The organism is Baekduia sp., from assembly GCF_035318805.1.
In the GTDB taxonomy this organism is placed as follows: Bacteria; Actinomycetota; Thermoleophilia; order Solirubrobacterales; family Solirubrobacteraceae; genus Baekduia.
Window position 1 is genome coordinate 1 of sequence record NZ_DATHDY010000037.1, and the last position, 17,000, is coordinate 17,000.

The window sequence follows — 17,000 nt, forward strand, 5'->3', positions numbered from 1 at the left end:
GGGCGCTCGGCCAGCAGCTTGGCCGCGTAGAGCACGAGCGCCAGCTTCATGATCTCCGACGGCTGGAAGACCAGCGGGCCGGCGCCGAGCCAGCGCCGCGCGCCGTTGACCTCGACGCCGAGGCCGGGGACCTTGACGAGCACGAGGCAGACGAACGCCCCGGCCAGCAGCGGCCCGGTGATCTTGGGCACGATCTCCAGCCCGCGCCGCGCGAGGACCTGCATCAGCGTGAAGCCGATGGCGCCGTAGGCCACGTACCTGACCATGAACGACGTGCCGTCACCCTGCCCGGAGAGCAGCGTGCGGGCGGACGAGGCACTGAACACCATCACCGCCCCTGCTGCCAGGAGGCAGAGGGTGGCGGTGATCAAGATGTTGTGCTCGATCGAGTGGGGATGGCGGCGGCGGGCCATCAGGCCCTAGATTCGCGCCAGCTCCCGGAAAGCCTCCCCGCGGACCTCGAAGTTCGCGAACTGGTCGTATGAGGCGCACGCGGGCGCGAGGAGGACGACGTCGCCCGGGCGCGCGGCCGCGCGCGCGGCCGCCATCGCGTGCTCGAGATCGCCGGCCTGCGTGGCCGGCGCGGCGCCGTCGAGGGCCTCGGCGAGCGGGCCCGCCTCCTCGCCGATGAGGTAGACGCCGGCGCAGTGCGCGGCGACCGCGTCGCGCAATGGCGCGTAGCTCTCCCCCTTGCCGCGACCGCCCAGGATCGCGTGCACGGGCACGTCGAACGAGGCGAGCGCGACCAGCGCGGCGGCCACGTTGGTGGCCTTGGAGTCGTTGACGTAGGTGATGCCCTCGCGGACGGCGACCTCCTCGAGGCGATGGGGAACGCCGGCGAACGCCCTCAGCGCGGCGCGCACGCCGTCGAGGTCCAGGCCGCGCGCCAGCGCGACGGCGGCCGCGGCCATCGCGTTGCGCACGTTGTGCGGGCCGCGCAGCGCCAGCTCGCCGGCGCGCAGCAGCGGCTCGCGGTCCCACCAGAGCGTCCCGGCGCGCAGCGACAGCTCGGCCTCGGGCGAGTCGCCGAAGCAGACGCGCCGCGCGCAGCCGCCGAGGTCCGCGATCGCCAGGCCCTCGGGCGCGACCGCGACGTCGTCGTTGCCCTGGTGGGCGAAGACCTTCAGCTTGGCCCGGTGGTAGGCGTCGAGGCTGCCGTGGCGGTCGAGGTGGTCGCTGTCGAGGTTGAGCAGGACCGCGGCCTCGGGCGCGAAGGCGACGGTGTCGTCGAGCTGGAAGGACGAGGCCTCGCAGACGACGACGAGACCGTCCCCGCCCGCCCCCAGGTGCTCGTCCAGCGCGAGCGAGGCGTAGGCCGTGCCGACGTTGCCGACGACCGCGACCGGGATCCCGCACTCGCGGTGGATGTGGCCGAGCAGCTCCACGGTGGTGGTCTTGCCGTTGGTGCCGGTGACCGCGATCACCTCGTTGGGGACGCAGCGCCAGGCGAGCTCGAGCTCGCCGAGCACCGGGATCCCCCGCTCGCGCGCCGCGGCGATGACCGGTGCGTCTCCGGGCACGCCGGGCGACTTGACGACCGAGCGGACGCGCTGCAGCAGCTCCACGCCGTCGCTTCCGGCGTGGACCTCGACGCCGTCGGGAAGGTCGGCGCGCAGACGGTCGGCGGGCGCGCGGTCGACCGCGACGACCTCCTCGCCCCGGGCGTGCAGCAGCGCCGCGGCGGCCTGGCCGGAGCGGGCGAGGCCGACGACGAGGTGGGGACCGGGCGGCAGCGGCGGGCGGAGCGACATCGGGCCGGGACGGTAGTCCTTCGCGCAATTGGGCAGTCCCGAGAGCTGTGGTCCGTCTCCGCCAGGCGCTCGCCCTCCTGCTCGTCGTCGCCGCCGCCGTCACCGGGACGGTCGGCGCGCTGGCGCTCGTCGACGGCCAGCGCCGCCTGTCGGTGGGCACGATCCAGGTCGGCGTTTCCCCCTTCCACGACGGCGCGCTCGACCTGTACGTCCCGCTCGTGGACTGGGGCGCGCGCTTCGGCGGCGTGCGGCTGCCCGCGCGGCTGAACGTCGAGGTGCGCTCGGTCGATCGCGACGTCGTCCAGCGCGTCGCGCGCGGCCGGCCGGTGGACGTCCGGCAGGTGCGCGACGAGGCGGCCCGGGCGATCGCGTCGTACCTGCGCCGGCTGCTCGCGCTGTCGCTCGTCGCGGGGGTCGTGCTGGGCGGGCTGGTCGCGCTGGCGGTGCGCGGCCACGCCGGCGTCCCCGGCCCGCGGGTGCGCACGGGGCTGGCCGTGGCGGCCGGCGCCTCGGTCGTCACGGTGGCGATCGTCGCGCTGCTGCTGCCGCCGCGCGGCCGGATCGCCGATCCGACGTACTACGCCCACGGCCCCGACCTGCCGCGCGCGCTGGACGCGCTGCAGTCGCTGCGGCGCTCCGGCACCGCGCTGGACCAGGAGCTCAACGGCCAGCTCGTCGGCCTGGCGCGGCTGGTCGTCGCGCCCGGCGAACACCCCGCGCTGAGCGGGCGTCCCCGGCTGGTGCTGGCGAGCGACCTCCACAACAACGTGCTCGCGCTCCCGACGCTCGAGCGCGCCACCCGCGGGCTGCCGCTCGTCTTCGCCGGCGACCTGACCGACAAGGGCACACCCCTGGAGGCGAGCCTCGTGCGGCGCATCGCGCACATGGGCCGGCCGACGATCGTCGTCGGCGGCAACCACGACTCCGACACGCTGTTGAAGGAGCTGGCCGGCGCGGGCGCGATCGTCCTGACCCAGTTCGGCCGGCTGCGCGCCGACGGCTCGCACGGGCCGATGGTGGTCCGCGTCGGCGGCCTGCGGTTCGCCGGCTACGACGATCCGTTCCTGCGCCGGGCCGGCGAGCAGTACGAGGACCGCTTCCGCCGCGGCCTGACGATCGCCGCCCAGGAGGACTTCCGGCGCTGGGTCGCGACCGTGCAGGACCGGGTCGACGTGATCGTCGTCCACGAGCCGGAGGTCGCCGCGGGCGTGCTCACCGACCTGCGCCGCGACCCGCCGAAGAAGCCGCTGATGGTCCTCGACGGGCACACCCACCGCCCGTTCCTGGAGGCCGACCCCAACCTCCTGGAGGTCAACGGCGGGACGATCGGCGCCGGCGGCACGGGCAACCTCGCCGACGAGCGGACCAACCTCGGCCTCGCGGTGATCACCTACCGCCTCACGCCGACGCCCCTGCCCTTGGCCGTCGACCAGGTCTCGATCGATCCGGGCTCAGGCTCCTCGTCCGCCCGCCGCGTCCGCGTCGACCGCCAGCTCCGCGCCACCGCGAAGGCCCAGGGCTAGGCGATCGACTGCTGGTAGATCGTGAAGCCCGACGCCGCGCAGACCGCGGCGATGATCCAGAAGCGCAGGATGATCTTGGTCTCCGACCAGCCGAGGATCTCGAAGTGATGGTGGATGGGCGCCATCAGGAACACGCGCTTGCGGAACGTCTGGAAGCTGAAGACCTGGATCAGGACCGACAGCGCCTCCACGACGAAGATCCCGCCGAGGAGGATGAGGATCTCCTCCGTCTTGGTCATGACCGCCAGGCCCGCGATCGCTCCCCCTAACCCGAGCGACCCCGTGTCCCCCATGAAGATCGTCGCCGGGAACGCGTTGAACCACAGGAAGCCGACGCACGCGCCCACCAGGCAGCCGGCCAGCAGCGCCAGGTCGTCCTGGCCCGACGTGATGAACGTGATGCCGATGTAGGCCAGCAGCACGATCGCCGCGCACCCCGCGGCGAGGCCGTCGAGGCCGTCGCTCAGGTTCACCGCGTTGGTCGTGCCCGCCACCACGAGGTAGATGAACAGCGGGTAGAACGGCCCGAGGTCGACGGTCGCATCGATCGTGCGCAGGCGCAGCGTCGAGGGCAGGTCGGCCTTCTGGGTGGCGATCCACCACAGCAGCAGCGAGATCGCGACCTGGCCCCCGAGCTTCATCTTGCCGCTGAGCCCGAGCGACCGGCGCCGGATGATCTTCGTGAAGTCGTCGGCGAAGCCCAGCAGCGCCGACAGCAGCGCGGCGAGGTACACGCCGATCGAGCGCCAGTCGTAGTCGCTGAGCAGGAGGAACGGCACCGAGACGGCGGTGAAGATGATGATCCCGCCCATCGTGGGCGTGCCGGCCTTCTCGTGGTGGCCCTCGGGCCCCTCCTCGCGGATGTTCTGCCCGAACTCGCGGCGTCGCAGATAGGCGATGAAGCTGGGGCTGAGGAAGATGCAGATCAACAGGGACGCCATCCCGGCGATCAGGACCTGCCCCATCAGGCGGTGAGCCCCTGCGCGACGACCTCGAGGCCGACGCCCCGGGACCCCTTCACGAGCACGGTGTCGCCGTCCTGGAGCAGTCCGGGCAGCAGCGCGACCGCGTCGGCCGCGGTCGCGACCGCCCGGACCTCGCCACCGAACGCGGGCCCCATCGCCTCGGCGAGCGGCCCGACGGTGACCAGGAGGTCGACCCCGACGACCCGGGCGTGGGCGCCGATCTCCTCGTGGAAGCGCCGCTCGCCGGGCCCGAGCTCGAGCATGTCGCCGAGCACGGCGACGCGGCGGGCGGGCGGGTCGACCTCGGACGCGGCAAGGTCGTCGAGGGCGGCGCGCATCGACATCGGGTTGGCGTTGTAGCAGTCGTCGATGACGACGATCCCCCGGCCCACGTCCACGCGCTGGCCCCGCAGCTCGCTCAGCGCGACCTCGAGGCGACCGGTCGGCTCGACCCCGATCGCCCGCGCCGCGGCCAGTGCCGCCAAGGCGTTTGCCCGCATGTGCGCGCTGAGACGGTCCCCGCCCGCGGTGATCTCGAGGCCCTCCGGAAGGGCGTCCACGTCGCCGCCCGGGCCGAAGGTCACCCAGCTGACGTCGTCACGCGTACGGTGCCCTTCGAGCAGCGGCTCGCCGGCCGGCACGATCGCGGTGCCGCCGGGCTTCAGCCCGTCCAGCAGCTCGGCCTTGGCGGCGGCGATCGCCTCCACCGAGCCCAGCAGCTCGAGGTGTACCGGCCCGACGTTGACGACGATGCCCACGTCGGGCTCGGCGATCGCGGCCAGCTCGGCGATCTGGCCCGCCCCGCGCATCGCCATCTCCAGGACGAGCACCTCGGTGCCCGCGGGTGCGCTCAGGACGGTCAACGGCAGCCCGATCTCGGTGTTGAGGTTCAGCGGCGTGGCGATCACGCGGCGCTGCTGGTCGACCATCGCGGCCAGCAGGTCCTTCGTGGAGGTCTTGCCGGTCGAGCCCGTGACGCCGATGACCTGCGCGCCGAGCTCGCGGCGCCAGGCCGTCGCCAGGCGCTGCAGCGCGGCCAGCGGGTCCTGGGCGACGAGCACGGCGCCACCGCCGTCGGTCGGGTCCTCGACCCCGCCCCAGCCCTCGCCGACCAGGACGCCCCACGCGCCCGCGCCGAGCACGGCATCGGCGAAGCGGCCGCCGTCGACGCGCTCGCCGGGCAGGCCGACGAACAGGTCGCCCGATCCGGCCTGGCGCGAGTCGATCACGGCCCGCGTCGGGCCGCTCGTGCGATCGCCGGGCTCGACGAGCCGGGCGCCGGCCGCCTCGGCGACCTGGTCAGGCGTCCAGTCGCGCACGCAGCGCCTCCCGGGCGACCTCGCGGTCGTCGAACGGCAGCTTCACGCCGCCGGCGACCTCCTGGTAGGTCTCGTGGCCCTTGCCGGCGATGAGCACGACGTCACCGCGATCCGCCTGGGCGATCGCCCGCTCGATGGCGGCGCGCCGGTCGGTGATCCGGGTGACGCGATCGGTCCCGCCCGCACCCGCGGCCATGGCGTCGATAATCGCCTCGGGGTCCTCGCTGCGCGGGTTGTCGGAGGTGAGGATCACGGTGTCGGCCTGCCGCGCGGCGGCGGCGCCCATCAGCGGGCGCTTGCCGCGGTCGCGGTCGCCGCCGGCGCCGACGACGACGATCAGGCGGCCCGTGGCCAGCTCGCGGGCGGTGCGCAGGACGTTGTCGAGCGCGTCGGGCTTGTGGGAGTAGTCGACGATGACGGCGAACTCCTGCCCGGCGTCGACCGGCTCGAAGCGCCCGGGGACGTCGCCGGCGCCGGGAAGCGCCGCGGCGACGGTCGCGTCGTCGGTGCCCAGGGCGCGCGCGGCCGCCAGCGCGACGAGCACGTTGAGGACGTTGAAGCGCCCCGGAAGCGGCGCGCGCATCGCGGTGCCGTCCACGGTGAAGTCGGTGCCGTGCGGGCCGGGACGGAGGTCCACCGCGCGCACGGCGGCGCCGGGCGCGTCGATCCCGATCGTCACGGCCTGCGGGAACTCGCGGGCCAGGCGCGCGCCGTAGGGGTCGTCGACGCAGGCGATGAGCGTCGCGCCCTGCTGCGCGGCCACCTCGAACAGCGCGCGCTTGGCGAGGAAGTAGTCCTCCATGTCGGCATGGAAGTCGAGATGGTCCTGCGTGAGGTTGGTGAACGCGGCCACGTCCCAGTGGATCGCGTCGACGCGGTGCAGCGCCAGCGCGTGGGAGGAGACCTCCATGACGGCCGCCGCGTCGCCGCCGTCGCGCATCGCCGCGAACGCGCGCTGGAGGTCGATCGCCTCCGGCGTCGTGCGCACGACCGGCGCCTGCACCCCGCCGATCCACGACGTCACGGTCCCCATCAGCCCCGTCCGGCGACCGGCGGCCTCCAGCAGCGCGCGGACCATGTAGGACGTCGTCGTCTTGCCGTTGGTGCCGGTGATCCCGACCATCGCCAGCGCGGCGGTCGGGTCGCCCGCCAGCCGCGCGGCGGCGGGCGCCATCGCGGCGCGGACGTCGTCGACGACGATCTCCGGCACGCCGAGGCCCAGCGGGTGGTCGACGACGAGCGCCACGGCACCGCGGGCCACGGCGTCGGGCGCGAAGTCGTGGCCGTCGGCCGTGAAGCCACGCACGCAGAAGAAGACCGTCCCGGGCTCGACGCGGCGGGCGTCGAAGGCGAGCGCGCGGACGTCGGCTGCCGGGAGCGTCGGATCTCCGAAGAGGTCGCCCAGGAGCATCGCGGCGACCATAGCGGCCTGGACCCCGACCTACTTCGGCGGGATCTTCTGGTATTGCAGGGCGAAGCCGGCGATCTTCCCGAACGCCGGCGCCGCGACCTGCCCGCCGTAGATGTCGCCCTGCGGCTCGTCGACCATGATCGAGATGAGCAGCTGCGGGTCGTCGGCGGGCGCGAAGCCGACGAAGGAGGCGACGTACGCCGACTGCGAGTACTCACCGGTGGCCGGGTTGATCTTGTTCGCCGTGCCCGTCTTGCCGGCCAGGGTGTAGCCCTTGAGCTTGACCTCGGCGGCGGTGCCGCCGGCCGCCAGCACGCCCTTGAGCATGTCGCGCAGGGACGAGGCGGTCGCCGCCGACATGATGCGCCGCCCGACCGACTGGGTCTGCAGGCTGCCGTCGATGCGCCGCACGACGTGCGGTGTGCGCAGGATGCCGCCGTTGGCGATCGCGCCGTAGAACTGGGCGATCTGCATCGACGTGACGGCCTCGCCCTGGCCGATCGGCAGGTTGCCCATCGAGGACCCGGAGTACTTGTCGAGCGCCGGGACGATGCCCCGCTGCTCGCCGGGCAGGTCGGTGCCGGTGGGCTTGTCGAAGCCGAACTTGCGCAGGTAGTAGTCGAAGCGCTCCGCGCCGAGCCGCCGGCCGATCGTGATCGCGCCGACGTTGTCGGACTGCGCCAGGATCTGGCGTGTCGTCATCGTCGCCCAACCGCGATCCTCGGCGTTCTTGATGGTGCGGTCGGCGACGACGATCTGCGGCGGCAGGTCGAACGACGTGTCCGGCGTGACCTTGCGGTCCTCCAGCGCGCCGGCGACGGTGATCGCCTTGAACGTGGAGCCCGGCTCGTAGGTGATGCCCACTGCGCGGTTCATCAGCGCCGACTGCGGCGCGCCCGCGGGGTCGTTGGCGTTGACCGTGGGCCAGTTGGCCAGCGAGAGGATCTCACCGGTGGAGGGATCGGTGACGATCGCGGTGGCGCCCTTGGGCCGGTAGGTGCGGCCGATGCCCTTGAGCACCTCCTCGACCTTCTCCTGGATGTGGGAGTCCAGCGACAGCTCCACGCGCGCGCCGGGCTCGGCGCGCTTGAGGTCCTTGACCTGCACGTCCTCGCCGTGGCCGTCGCGCACGATGCGGCGCTCGCCGTCGCTGCCGTGCAGCTTGGCCTCGAGCTCGTACTCCAGGCCGGAGGAGCCCTTGCCCGCCATGTTGACGCCGCCCAGGACCTGCGACGCGAGGTAGTCGTGCGGGTAGACGCGGCGCTGACCGGGCTGGAACTCGATGCCCGCGATCGCGAGCTTGCGGATGGCGTCGGCCTTGTCGGCGGGAACATGGTGGCCGAGGTAGACGAAGCCGGTGTCGCGGCGGGCCAGCTGCTTGAGGACCACGGCCTGGTCGACGCCCAGCAGCGGCGCGATCTGGCTCGCCGCCTTCACGGGGTCCTTGACCAGGTAGGGCGTGGCCGAGACGTCGTCGGCGGCCTGCGAGGCGGCGAGCTCGACGCCCTGGCGATCGGTGATCGTGCCGCGGCGGGCCGGGAGGACGGCCTGGGCGACCTGCTGGCTGGTCGCGGCCTTGGCGAGCATGTCGCCCTTGAGCGTGCCGAGCTGCAGGGAGCGCAGGCCGGCCAGGCAGATGAGGGCCAGGAAGAAGGCGAAGAGCAGGCCGATGCGCCGCTCGACCAGGACCACGGCTAGTTCCCGGTCGGGGCGGCCGCGCCCCCGGCGGTCGCCGCCGCGGTGGTGGCCGCGGCGGGCGGGGACTGCGTGGTGCCGGGCGCGGCGGTGGCGCCGGCGGGGGCTTGGGTCTGCGGCGGCGCGGCCGCCTGCTGCTGGGTCGTCGCGGGCGGCTGCGCGGCCGCGGAGGTCTGGGTGGGCGCCGCGGTCGCGGCGGCGGTGGTGCCCGTCGGGGTGGCGGTGGCGGTGGCGGTGGCGGCCTGCACGGGCGCCGTGGTCGCCGTCGCCGTCGTCGCGGCGGCGGCGGCGGTCGCCGCCTGGGCGCGCGCCATCGCGTCGGGATCCGGCGAGGTCATCGTCTGTGCCGCGCGGGCGGCGGTGTCGCCGGCGCCGGCGCGGACGTAGTGCTCCGCCCCGTCGGCGGGGACGACCATGCCGAGGCCGCGGGCGACGCTGTCGATCCGGTCGCCGGACTCCATGCGCGAGACGGCGCTGCGCAGGTTGGCGTTCTGGCTCTCGAGCGTCGAGGCGCTCTGCACGGCGCGACCGATGCCCGCGTTCAGCTTGAGCATCGAGACCTGCATGAAGACGATGCCCATCAGCCCGGCGGCGACGAGCGGGATCCACAGCTGCCCGCGCACGAGGCGGTCCAGCAGGCGCGAGTCGGCCAGCAGCCGGCAGCGGCGCAGCGCGCGGACCGCGAGCGGATCGGCGACGGTCGCAGCGCCGGCGCGGCGACCGGTCGACGCGCCCGAGCGCTTGGGGCGGGCGGGGCGGGCGGCGGGGCGGGCGGCGGGGCGGGCGGGGGGGCGGGCGGGGCCGGATACCCGTCGGGGAGCGCGCGGAGCGGCGGTGCGCGGAAGCGCGCGGCCGGCGGTGGCGGCGGGCGGGGTCATGTGGTGGCGTCCTCTTCCCTGAGCTTGCGGGCCGCCCGCATCCGCGCGGACGTCGATCGGGGGTTGCTGGCGATCTCGCCGGCCGACGGCGCGATGCCGCGGCCGATCAGCTCGGCTTCCGGCGTCCGGCCGCAGACGCAGACCGGCAGGCTCGGCGGGCAGGTGCACCCCTGCGCACGGGCGGCGAGGAAGCGCTTCACGCGGCGGTCTTCGCCGCTGTGGAAGGAAATGCCTGCAAACCGGCCACTCACACGCAGGAGGTCCCACGCCAGCGGGAGCGCGGCGTCGACCTGGCCGAGCTCGTCGTTGACCGCGATGCGGATCGCCTGGAACGAGCGCTTGGCCGGATGTCCGCCGCCGAAGCGGGCCCGCGCCGGGATCGCGTTGGAGATGACGTCGACCAGCTCGCTGGTCGTGCCGATCTCGCGCTCCTGGCGGACGCGGACGATCGCGCGGGCGATGTTGCCCGCGTAGCGCTCGTCGCCGTACTCGCGCAGCAGCTGGGCGATGCGCCGCTCGTCCCACGCGTTGACGATCGTGCGGGCGTCGAGCTCCTGGTCGGAGTCCATGCGCATGTCCAGCGGCGCGTCGTAGCTGTAGGAGAACCCGCGCTCCCAAGTGTCGACCTGCATCGAGGAGATGCCGAGGTCGACGTAGACCATGTCGGCCTCGATCCGCTCGGCGACCAGCTCGCGCAGGCCGTCGGCGAAGGAGGCGTGCAAGAAGCGCGTCCGGCACGGGACCTCGGCGGCGAGCGCCTCGAAGTGGGCCTCGGCGACCGGGTCGCGGTCGATGGCGATCAGCGTGCCGGTCGGGCCCAGACGCTCCGCGACGAGGCGGGCGTGGCCCCCGGCGCCGAACGTGCAGTCGACGGCGATCTCGCCGGGCTGGGGGTTCAGGGCCTCGATCAGCTCGCCGGCGAGGACCGGGACATGTGAGGCGGTCATGTCATACGGGATAGTGATCATCACGCGGTTGCGGGGGCATCGAAGGCCGCCGAGATGTCGAAGATGTCCGCGGCGAGCTGGTCGTTGTAGGCCGTCCAGGCGTCGCGGTTCCAGATCTGGAGGTGGTCGCCGGCGCCGACCACGGTCACCTCGCGCGTGAGCTTGCCGTGGTCCATGAGGAACGGCTGCACCGGCACGCGGCCCGCGCTGTCCAGGCCGCCGGGCGTGGAGTTCGCGGAGAGGAAGGTCATGATCTTGCGCCCGCGCTGGCTCATCGGATGCACGTCCTGCAGCGCCGCGCGGCGGAAGTCGTCGTAGCCGGCCGTCGGCCAGATCGCGACGCAGGGCTCGATGTCCTTGGCGAGGACGAGACCGCCTTCGAGCGCACCCCGATACCGCGCAGGAACCGTGAGGCGGTTCTTGGCGTCGAGGGTGTAGTCGGCTTGGCCGGTGAACGAGGTGTCCATGTGGACGGCTGCATCGCGGAAGAAAAGGGGCCGGGGTGGAGGAGTGGGAGGAGCTCCTCCACCCCGGTCCGCAGGGAGCGTTGTATCCCACTCTCTCCCACGATGCAACACCGATTCCACACTTTCCCCCACCCGCGGACCACGAGGGGCTCAGGAACGGCCCGAATCCCGCATGGGCACTGGGGTTTCGGCGGTGGGAGGCCGCGACTCGTCCGTATGACGAGAAGCGCACCGCGGGTTGCAGAACGGCGCGCCGCAACGTCGCTTGCGCGTTTGGCGCGGTTCCGTCCGCGGCGTGTGCCTCTGGTGGGAGGTGGTGGGAGGCCCGGCGACCCCCGTCCAGACGCGGCGCCCCGCGCCGGCACTCGCCCGTACCATTCGCGCCATGTCCTCCCTGCTCCTGCCCCGCTCCGTCACGGCCTTCGTGGCGGCGGCGGCCGTCGCGGTGCCGGTCGCCGGCTGCGGCGCCGGCGGATCGTCGGCGGGCGGCGACCCCGGCGCCGACCCGGCGGCGTTCGTCCCCGCCTCCGCTCCGGCTTACGTGGAGGCGCAGATCCGCCCCGACGGTGCGCTCGCCGCCGGCGCCCGGACGGTCGCGGGCAAGCTCCTGCGCACGGGTGACCCAGGCGGCAAGATCGTCGACCTGCTGGAGAATCGGCTGAAGGACTCCGGCGCCACCTACGCCGAGGACGTCGCCCCGTGGCTGGGCAGCCGTGCGGGCATCGCGGTGACGGGCGTGCGCGACGGCTCGACGCCGGACCTGGTCGCGGCGATCGTCTCCAAGGACGACGATGCGGCCGGGAAGTTCGTCGACGGCCTCAAGGGCACTCAGGCGCGCAAGTACCGCGACGTCGGCTACCGCTTCGAGGCCGATGGCGACCTCGCCGCCGCGGTCGTCGACCACGTCGTGCTGATCGGCACCGAGCGCGGCTTCAAGTCGGCGATCGACGCGCGGTCGGGCGACCGGCTCGCGGGCGCGGGCAACTTCAAGGAGGCGCGCGCCACGGTCGGCACCGACGGCCTCGGGTTCCTCTACGCCGATCCGGCGCGGATCTTCGACCTGGCGCTGGGCGCGGTGCCGAAGGGGACCGGCGGCGCGGGCGGCGCCCAGGCCTCCCAGGCGCTGAAGGGGCTGCTGGCCGGGTCGGGCATCCGGTCGGTCGCCGCGTCGCTGGACGTCGCGGCCGACGCCGTGCGCGTCGACGCCGCGGTCATCGGGATGAAGACGACGACGGGCGCGGGCGACGGTCCGGGCGCGGCCGCCGCGGTGCCGGCGGGCTCGTGGCTGAGCCTCGGCGTCGGCGACGTCGGCGGCACGGTCGAGCGCGCGCTGGCGCAGTTCGGCACGAGCGGCGGCTCGGGAGCGACCGGCGGTCTGGATCCGGCGGCGCTGCTGCAAGGGCTGCAGGGCGGCCTCGGCGTGGACGTCCAGAAGGACTTCCTGTCCTGGATGGGCGACGCGGCGCTGTTCGTCCGCGGCACGACGATGGACGAGCTCGGCGGAGCGCTCGTCGTGCAGTCCAAGGATGCGGCGAAGTCGAAGGCCGCGATCACGACGATCCGCCGGCTGCTGCAGACCTTCGGCGCGCGGCCCAAGCCCCTCACGGGCGTGAGCGGTGCCGAGGGACTCACGCTGCCGGCCGGCGGCAAGGCCGGGGCGATCCAGATCGCCGCCAAGGGCGACCGGTTCGTGATCGCCTACGGCCCCGACGCGCTGAAGGACGCCCTGGCGGGCGGCGCCGCCCTCGGCGACTCCGCGCCGTTCAAGACGGCCGCGGGCCTCCTGGAGGGCGCGAAGCCGTCGCTCTTCCTCGACACGCCGCAGGTCGTGAAGCTGCTCGGCGCCCGCGCACCGAGCCGGCCGGGCTTCGCCAAGGCGAAGCCGGCGCTCGAGGCGTTCGGGCCCGCCGCGGCCGCGGTGTCGTCGAGCGGCGACGTCACGCGGCTGAAGGTGGCGGTGCAGGTCCCGTAGGGCTGCGCTCGCCGCGGCGCGACTCAGGTCACGAGCTGCAGGCGCGGGTTCGGGCGCTCGCCGCGGCCGACCTTCGCGCGCGGCTCGCCGTCGACCTTGACGATGTCGGCGGTGAAGTCGTTCTGCCCGCGCAGCAGCGAGGAGCCCACGCCGTAGGCGTCGACGGGCGCGTCCTGCTCCTCGAAGCTGCGGATCTTCGCGGCGTCGAAGCCGCCGGAGACGACGATGCGCACGCGCTGGTGGCCGGCGGCGTCGAGCGCCTGGCGCACGCGACGCGCGAGCTCGACGTTGACGCCGCGCGGCGCGTCCTCCCCCAGGTCCGCGAGCGCCTCGTCCACCAGCCGCTCCGACGTGTCGAGCCGGACGCCCCACAGCTCGTCGGCGAGCGCGTCGGCGACCTCGACGGCCGTCCGCGCCGAGTCGTTCTCGAAGTCGACCAGGACCGTGACGTTGATGCGGTCGCCGTAGCGGTGCGAGAACGCGCGCGCGGCCTCGACGGTGTCGCCGCCGTAGGCCGCGATGAGCGCGTGCGGCACCGTGCCGACGCCGCGTCCGCCCCACCAGGACGCCTGGGCGTCGGTCGACACGCCGATGGCGCCCGCGACGTGCGCGGCCCAGCCGTCACCGGTCTGCACCAGCCAGTGGTCGTGGCGGGCCGGGAAGTACAGGATCTCCTTGCCGCGCGCGGCGGAGACGACGTCCCGGACGTTGCGCATGATGAGCGAGCGGCGCGCCATGGTGCCGAGGTAGACCGTCTCGAGATGGGCGAACTGGGCGTAGTCGCCCTCGATCGTCATGACGGTCTCGTTCGGCGCGACGACGTCGCCCTCGTGCAGCGCGTGTACGACGAGGTCGTCCCACGCCGGGACCCACACGCCGTCGTCGCCGACGTGGCCGGCGCCGACCTTGAGCACCGCGATGGCCTCGTCGACGCCGCCGAGCAGCGTGTCGTGCTTCTGGAAGACCTGCATCATCACGCGCGGGTGGCGATCCTCGGCCTCCAGCAGCTCCTTGGTGGAGTTGAAGTAGGCGTCGCTGTAGTAGCCGGCCCGCAGGCGCCCGACGGGCAGCTGGAAGGTCGCGGGGTCGAGTCGCAGCGGGTCCGGCGCCATCGGGCGACCGTACCGCGCGTCAAGCGAGTCCATGCACGAGACCGGCCGCGACGAAGAGGAGCACCGCCGGCACCAGCAGGAGCGCGACCGCGAGCTGGATCCGCGGCGCGGCCGCGGCGGCCTGCTCGTGCAGCCGCCGCGCCCGGTCGGCCCGGGCGTCCTGCGCGAGCGCGTGCAGCGCCGGGCCGAGCGGCGCGCCGTGGTGGTCGGCGCGCTGGACGGCGGCCGTGAGGACCGCGATCGCGGGCAGCGGCAGGCGCCGCTGAAGAAGGCGGAGCGCGTCGGCGCGCGGTACGCCGAGCTGGAGCCGGGCCGCGAGCGCGCGCAGTTCGGCGGCGACCAGGCCGCTGCGCCGGCGGCCGACCTCCTCGAGCGCGCGCCCGATCGGCAGCCCCGCCTCGACGCCCACGCGCAGCAGGTCCAGGACGTCGGCGAGCTCGAGCCCGGCGCGAGCGGCGCGGCGCCGGGCGCGCCGCGCGAGCCAGAGGTCGGGCGCGAAGAAGCCGGCCGCGGCGGCACCGGGGAGCACGACGAGCGCGAGCCGGGTCGGCAGCGCACCGGCCAGCGGCATGGTCGCCAGCGCCGCCACCACCCCACCGCCCGCCTTGGCGGCCATCGCGTCGGCGGTGCGCACCGTGGCCGGCAGGCCGCTCGCCGCCAGCCGCGCCCCGAGATCCCTCGGCGCCGCCGGCGCGCCGATCCTCCGTCCCAGCCGCGTCAGCGCCGCAACCCACCGCGCCGCCCTCCCCCGTTCGCGAGTCGCGCTCGCCGCCGCCACCCGCGCTCGTGCGACGACGACCGCGAGATCGGCCAGCCCGGCGGCGGCCAGCGCTCCGGCGACGCCGGCGAGGGCCGTCGCGAGGGTCATGCGGCCCCCAGCCGGGCGAGGCGGGTGATCACGGTGAGGGCGAGGGCGCCGACGGCGAGCGCCGCGACGAGCAGCAGGCGCGAGCGCGGGTCGGCCAGGAGCGTGGCGAGGGAGCCCGGTGCGACGAGCTCGCCGAACGCCAGGCCGGCGAACGGCAGGCCCGCGACCAGGCGCGCGGTCGCCCGGGCCTGCGCGGTGAGGCCGCGGGCGTCGGCCTCGACCCGCCGGGCATGCTCGCGGGCTTCGGCGACCGAGCGCAGGAGGCGGGCCAGATCGCCGCCGGCCTCACGCTGCAGGAGGATCGCCGCCACGAGCGTGTCCCACGCCGGGTCGTCGGCGCGACGGCGCAGGCGCTCCAGCACGGCGTCGGTCGGCTCGCCGAGCGTCAGGCGGCGGGCCACGACCGCCAGCTCGCCGCCCGCCGCGCCGCGCACCGCGCCGGACGCGCCGAGATCCTGCAGCGCCCCGCGGATGCTGTGACCTCCCGCCAGCGCGTCAGCGAGCGCCCGCGCGACGGCCGGCACGCCGTCGGCGAGCCCGCGACGCCAGCGGCGGCGCCTCGCGGCCACCGCGGGCCCGACCGCCGCGGGCCCGGCTCCCGCCAGCACCGCTCCGGCGACCGGGCCGGCCAGCAGCCAGCCGGCCGACAACAGCGCGCCGGCACCCAGCACCGCGAGTCGCCGGCGCTCCGGCGCCGTCGGCTCCCGCCCCGCACGCCCCGCCAGCCGCAGCGGCGCCACCACGCGCCCGAGCGCCTGCACCGGCCGCGCCTGCTCGAGCACCGCGAGGCCGTCCCAGGCGCCGAACACGGCGAACGCCGCCGCCAGCGCGGCGAGCAGCGGCGCGATCACGCCGCCGCCTCCAGCCGCTCGGCCAGCCGATCGGAGAGCGGGGCGCGCCAGCGCGGGCGCGAGTCGCGGATGGTGTAGACGTCGCGCGTCGCCGGGCCGGAGGCGATGCGGACGACTTCGCTGACCGCGACGACCTGGCGGCGCCCGTCGCGCAGGCGGGCCTGGTGGACCACGAGGTCGAGCGCGTCGGCGATCTGCTCGCGGATCGCGGCGTGGGGCAGGCCGAGATCGGCCATGAGGGCGAGCGTCTCGACGCGGCGCAGCGCCTCGGCCGGCGAGCCGGCGTGCACGGTCGAGAGCGATCCGTCGTGGCCCGTGGTCATCGCGGCGAGCATCTCCAGCGCCTCGCCGCCGCGGATCTCGCCCACCACGATGCGGTCCGGGCGCATTCGCAGCGCGTTGCGCAGGAGCCGGCGGATGGTGATCTCGCCGCGGCCCTCGACGTTCGGCGGGCGCGCCTCCATCCGCACCACGTGGGGCTGCTGCAACCGCAGCTCGGCGGTGTCCTCGATCGTCACGATGCGCTCGTCGCGCGCCACGAACGACGACAGCGCCCCCAAAGTGGTGGTCTTGCCCGAGCCGGTGCCGCCGCTGACCAGCACGTTCAGCCGCGCCTGCACCGCCTGGGCCAGGAAGTCACGCAGGGGCGGCGACCACGTCCCGCACGCCACGAGCGCGTCGGCATCGAGCGGCCGGGCGCGGAAGCGCCGGATCGTCAGCAGCGGCCCGTCGACGGCCAGCGGCGGCAGCACCACGTTGACGCGCGAGCCGTCGCTCAACCTCGCATCACACAGCGGCTCGGCCTCGTCGACCCGCCGCCCCAGCGGCGCGAGGATGCGCTCGATCGCGTGGCGCAGCTCCGCCTCGTCGGCGAACCGCACCGTCGTCGGCTCCAGCCGGCCGGCGCGCTCGACCCAGACCGTGCCGGCCGGGCCCGCGGCGTTGACGAGGATCTCGTCCACCGACGCATCGGCCATCAGCGGCTCCAGCGGGCCCAGGCCAAAGGAGCGCCGGGCGATGCGCGCGGTGAGATCGGCCCGCGTCGCGGCGTCCAGCAGGCCCGCCTCGCGATCGACGAGCGCCGCGATGCGGTCGGTCAGCGGCGCGCCGCCGGCCGCGCCGTCGCCCTCCCCGGCCACCGCGAGCAGCCGCTCGCGCAGCGCATCGGCCAGATCGTCGAGTCGGTCGCGTGCGGTCTCCACCTCCACCCAAGGGCGCGGCGCAGCGAAACTCGCCCCCCT

The 17,000-nt window shown here is 74.8% G+C and carries 15 protein-coding genes; 2 read left to right on the forward strand and 13 right to left on the reverse strand.

Going from position 1 to position 17,000, the window contains the following annotated elements; all coding sequences use genetic code 11:
• On the reverse strand, positions 1–413 hold a 413-nt coding region (locus tag VK501_RS08940; RefSeq protein ID WP_324336780.1), incomplete at its 3' end, for an FtsW/RodA/SpoVE family cell cycle protein.
• Positions 414–419: 6 nt separating this feature from the next.
• Positions 420–1,751: a UDP-N-acetylmuramoyl-L-alanine--D-glutamate ligase gene (gene murD / locus VK501_RS08945; RefSeq protein WP_324336782.1), complete on the reverse strand. Its 1,332-nt coding sequence runs from the start codon at positions 1,749–1,751 to the stop codon at positions 420–422.
• A 47-nt stretch (positions 1,752–1,798) separates the two neighbouring features.
• Here murD and VK501_RS08950 point away from each other — a divergent pair, with 47 nt between their 5' ends.
• Positions 1,799–3,274, forward strand: coding sequence for a metallophosphoesterase (locus VK501_RS08950; RefSeq protein WP_324336784.1), 1,476 nt, complete (start codon positions 1,799–1,801; stop codon positions 3,272–3,274).
• Here VK501_RS08950 and mraY read toward each other — a convergent pair.
• From mraY to VK501_RS08985, 7 genes are read right to left on the reverse strand one after another with little or no spacing between them, the layout of a single operon-like run.
• Entirely contained in the window at positions 3,271–4,239 is a 969-nt protein-coding gene (mraY, locus tag VK501_RS08955) for a phospho-N-acetylmuramoyl-pentapeptide-transferase (RefSeq protein WP_324336786.1), read from the reverse strand. The two genes, VK501_RS08950 and mraY, sit on opposite strands and share 4 nt — an antisense overlap.
• A complete protein-coding gene (locus VK501_RS08960; RefSeq protein ID WP_324336788.1) occupies positions 4,239–5,558 on the reverse strand; it encodes a UDP-N-acetylmuramoyl-tripeptide--D-alanyl-D-alanine ligase in 1,320 nt (439 codons plus the stop codon). Before VK501_RS08960 ends, mraY begins: the two co-directional genes overlap by 1 nt.
• The gene (locus VK501_RS08965; RefSeq protein ID WP_324336789.1) at positions 5,539–6,969 is read right to left on the reverse strand and encodes a UDP-N-acetylmuramoyl-L-alanyl-D-glutamate--2,6-diaminopimelate ligase; all 1,431 of its coding nucleotides are present in this window, start codon (positions 6,967–6,969) and stop codon (positions 5,539–5,541) included. The genes VK501_RS08960 and VK501_RS08965 overlap by 20 nt, the downstream gene beginning before the upstream one ends.
• 30 nt (positions 6,970–6,999) lie before the next feature.
• Complete coding sequence (locus tag VK501_RS08970) at positions 7,000–8,661, reverse strand: penicillin-binding protein 2 (protein WP_324336791.1); 1,662 nt, start codon at positions 8,659–8,661, stop codon at positions 7,000–7,002.
• A gap of 2 nt (positions 8,662–8,663) precedes the next feature.
• Positions 8,664–9,542 carry a hypothetical protein gene (locus VK501_RS08975; protein WP_324336794.1) on the reverse strand — a complete coding sequence of 293 codons (879 nt, stop codon included), beginning with the start codon at positions 9,540–9,542 and terminating at the stop codon, positions 8,664–8,666.
• Positions 9,539–10,489: a 16S rRNA (cytosine(1402)-N(4))-methyltransferase RsmH gene (rsmH, locus tag VK501_RS08980; RefSeq protein WP_324336796.1), complete on the reverse strand. Its 951-nt coding sequence runs from the start codon at positions 10,487–10,489 to the stop codon at positions 9,539–9,541. The genes VK501_RS08975 and rsmH overlap by 4 nt, the downstream gene beginning before the upstream one ends.
• A gap of 20 nt (positions 10,490–10,509) precedes the next feature.
• On the reverse strand, positions 10,510–10,956 hold the full coding sequence (locus tag VK501_RS08985) for a hypothetical protein (RefSeq protein ID WP_324336798.1): 447 nt from the start codon (positions 10,954–10,956) through the stop codon (positions 10,510–10,512).
• 385 nt (positions 10,957–11,341) lie between these two features.
• Here VK501_RS08985 and VK501_RS08990 point away from each other — a divergent pair, with 385 nt between their 5' ends.
• Complete coding sequence (locus VK501_RS08990) at positions 11,342–12,928, forward strand: DUF3352 domain-containing protein (protein WP_324336800.1); 1,587 nt, start codon at positions 11,342–11,344, stop codon at positions 12,926–12,928.
• A 23-nt stretch (positions 12,929–12,951) separates the two neighbouring features.
• On the opposite strand, the gene VK501_RS08995 is transcribed toward VK501_RS08990, so the two are convergent.
• Genes VK501_RS08995 through VK501_RS09010 form a run of 4 tightly spaced genes read right to left on the reverse strand, consistent with a single transcriptional unit; the run spans position 12,952 to position 16,961 of the window.
• Entirely contained in the window at positions 12,952–14,040 is a 1,089-nt protein-coding gene (locus tag VK501_RS08995; protein WP_324336802.1) for a quinolinate phosphoribosyl transferase, read from the reverse strand.
• A gap of 19 nt (positions 14,041–14,059) precedes the next feature.
• Positions 14,060–14,908 (reverse strand): type II secretion system F family protein, encoded by an 849-nt coding sequence (locus VK501_RS09000; RefSeq protein WP_324336803.1) that lies wholly within the window; start codon positions 14,906–14,908, stop codon positions 14,060–14,062.
• Positions 14,905–15,759, reverse strand: a complete 855-nt coding sequence (locus VK501_RS09005) for a type II secretion system F family protein (RefSeq protein ID WP_324336804.1) — start codon at positions 15,757–15,759, stop codon at positions 14,905–14,907. Before VK501_RS09005 ends, VK501_RS09000 begins: the two co-directional genes overlap by 4 nt.
• Positions 15,756–16,961, reverse strand: a complete 1,206-nt coding sequence (locus VK501_RS09010) for a CpaF family protein (protein WP_324336805.1) — start codon at positions 16,959–16,961, stop codon at positions 15,756–15,758. Before VK501_RS09010 ends, VK501_RS09005 begins: the two co-directional genes overlap by 4 nt.
• Positions 16,962–17,000 lie beyond the last annotated feature (39 nt).

Bases quoted from the DNA above. Each gene is read 5' to 3' on its own strand.
- murD (WP_324336782.1), bottom strand. From the start codon at position 1,751: ATGTCGCTCCGCCCGCCGCTGCCGCCCGGTCCCCACCTCGTCGTCGGC.
- mraY (WP_324336786.1), bottom strand. From the start codon at position 4,239: ATGGGGCAGGTCCTGATCGCCGGGATGGCGTCCCTGTTGATCTGCATC.
- VK501_RS08965 (WP_324336789.1), bottom strand. From the start codon at position 6,969: ATGCTCCTGGGCGACCTCTTCGGAGATCCGACGCTCCCGGCAGCCGAC.
- VK501_RS08975 (WP_324336794.1), bottom strand. From the start codon at position 9,542: ATGACCCCGCCCGCCGCCACCGCCGGCCGCGCGCTTCCGCGCACCGCC.
- rsmH (WP_324336796.1), bottom strand. From the start codon at position 10,489: ATGACCGCCTCACATGTCCCGGTCCTCGCCGGCGAGCTGATCGAGGCC.
- VK501_RS08985 (WP_324336798.1), bottom strand. From the start codon at position 10,956: ATGGACACCTCGTTCACCGGCCAAGCCGACTACACCCTCGACGCCAAG.
- VK501_RS08990 (WP_324336800.1), top strand. From the start codon at position 11,342: ATGTCCTCCCTGCTCCTGCCCCGCTCCGTCACGGCCTTCGTGGCGGCG.
- VK501_RS08995 (WP_324336802.1), bottom strand. From the start codon at position 14,040: ATGGCGCCGGACCCGCTGCGACTCGACCCCGCGACCTTCCAGCTGCCC.
- VK501_RS09000 (WP_324336803.1), bottom strand. From the start codon at position 14,908: ATGACCCTCGCGACGGCCCTCGCCGGCGTCGCCGGAGCGCTGGCCGCC.